We start from the raw sequence: 1,973 nt of genomic DNA, 5'->3' as shown, positions 1-1,973 counted from the left end.
AAAAATTCAGAATTCATTGAGCTGTCGAAAGACATAAAACTTTTTAATTGAAGAGTTTGATCATGGCTCAGATTGAACGCTGGCGGCAGGCCTAACACATGCAAGTCGAGCGGTAACAGAAAGTAGCTTGCTACTTTGCTGACGAGCGGCGGACGGGTGAGTAATGCTTGGGAACATGCCTTGAGGTGGGGGACAACAGTTGGAAACGACTGCTAATACCGCATAATGTCTACGGACCAAAGGGGGCTTCGGCTCTCGCCTTTAGATTGGCCCAAGTGGGATTAGCTAGTTGGTGAGGTAATGGCTCACCAAGGCGACGATCCCTAGCTGGTTTGAGAGGATGATCAGCCACACTGGGACTGAGACACGGCCCAGACTCCTACGGGAGGCAGCAGTGGGGAATATTGCACAATGGGCGCAAGCCTGATGCAGCCATGCCGCGTGTGTGAAGAAGGCCTTCGGGTTGTAAAGCACTTTCAGTCAGGAGGAAAGGTTAGTAGTTAATACCTGCTAGCTGTGACGTTACTGACAGAAGAAGCACCGGCTAACTCCGTGCCAGCAGCCGCGGTAATACGGAGGGTGCGAGCGTTAATCGGAATTACTGGGCGTAAAGCGTACGCAGGCGGTTTGTTAAGCGAGATGTGAAAGCCCCGGGCTCAACCTGGGAACTGCATTTCGAACTGGCAAACTAGAGTGTGATAGAGGGTGGTAGAATTTCAGGTGTAGCGGTGAAATGCGTAGAGATCTGAAGGAATACCGATGGCGAAGGCAGCCACCTGGGTCAACACTGACGCTCATGTACGAAAGCGTGGGGAGCAAACGGGATTAGATACCCCGGTAGTCCACGCCGTAAACGATGTCTACTAGAAGCTCGGAACCTCGGTTCTGTTTTTCAAAGCTAACGCATTAAGTAGACCGCCTGGGGAGTACGGCCGCAAGGTTAAAACTCAAATGAATTGACGGGGGCCCGCACAAGCGGTGGAGCATGTGGTTTAATTCGATGCAACGCGAAGAACCTTACCTACACTTGACATACAGAGAACTTACCAGAGATGGTTTGGTGCCTTCGGGAACTCTGATACAGGTGCTGCATGGCTGTCGTCAGCTCGTGTTGTGAGATGTTGGGTTAAGTCCCGCAACGAGCGCAACCCCTATCCTTAGTTGCTAGCAGGTAATGCTGAGAACTCTAAGGAGACTGCCGGTGATAAACCGGAGGAAGGTGGGGACGACGTCAAGTCATCATGGCCCTTACGTGTAGGGCTACACACGTGCTACAATGGCGCATACAGAGTGCTGCGAACTCGCGAGAGTAAGCGAATCACTTAAAGTGCGTCGTAGTCCGGATTGGAGTCTGCAACTCGACTCCATGAAGTCGGAATCGCTAGTAATCGCGTATCAGAATGACGCGGTGAATACGTTCCCGGGCCTTGTACACACCGCCCGTCACACCATGGGAGTGGGTTGCTCCAGAAGTAGATAGTCTAACCCTCGGGAGGACGTTTACCACGGAGTGATTCATGACTGGGGTGAAGTCGTAACAAGGTAGCCCTAGGGGAACCTGGGGCTGGATCACCTCCTTATACGATTTAGAACTTATTTGTTCGTAGTGTCCACACAGATGATTGTTAATTAGTTAAGCCACTGGCTTAGTTAATTAATATGCTCTTTAAAAATTTGGAAAAGCTGATAATAAAATTAGTATGAATAACATTGTTATTTGTACAGAGTTTTCAAAAGTAAAAAAGAATGATAGCAGTATCATTCAGTGCCATTTAATCACTCTTATGAGTCGATTGATTGGTATCTACTTTAGTATTCAATATTAACTTCTGGCGAAGTTAAACTGTCACAAAACAAAGACCCGTTTGGGTTGTATGGTTAAGTGACTAAGCGTACACGGTGGATGCCTTGGCAGTTGGAGGCGATGAAGGACGTATTAACTTGCGATAAGCCTAGTCAAGCTAGTAAAAAGC

At 48.7% G+C, this 1,973-nt stretch carries 2 rRNA genes; both read left to right on the top strand.

What is annotated here, in order from left to right:
- The first annotated feature begins 44 nt into the window (after positions 1–44).
- Positions 45–1,580: ribosomal RNA gene (locus L652_RS01000000123900) — 16S ribosomal RNA — on the top strand.
- A gap of 296 nt (positions 1,581–1,876) precedes the next feature.
- Positions 1,877–1,973, top strand: a 23S ribosomal RNA gene (locus L652_RS0115105); the annotation flags it as partial.

Origin of the sequence: Pseudoalteromonas sp. TB25, from assembly GCF_000497995.1 — a bacterium.
Taxonomy (GTDB): domain Bacteria; phylum Pseudomonadota; class Gammaproteobacteria; order Enterobacterales; family Alteromonadaceae; genus Pseudoalteromonas; species Pseudoalteromonas distincta.
Note: the sequence above shows the minus strand (reverse complement) of the source record. Positions and strands in the feature narration are given on the sequence as shown.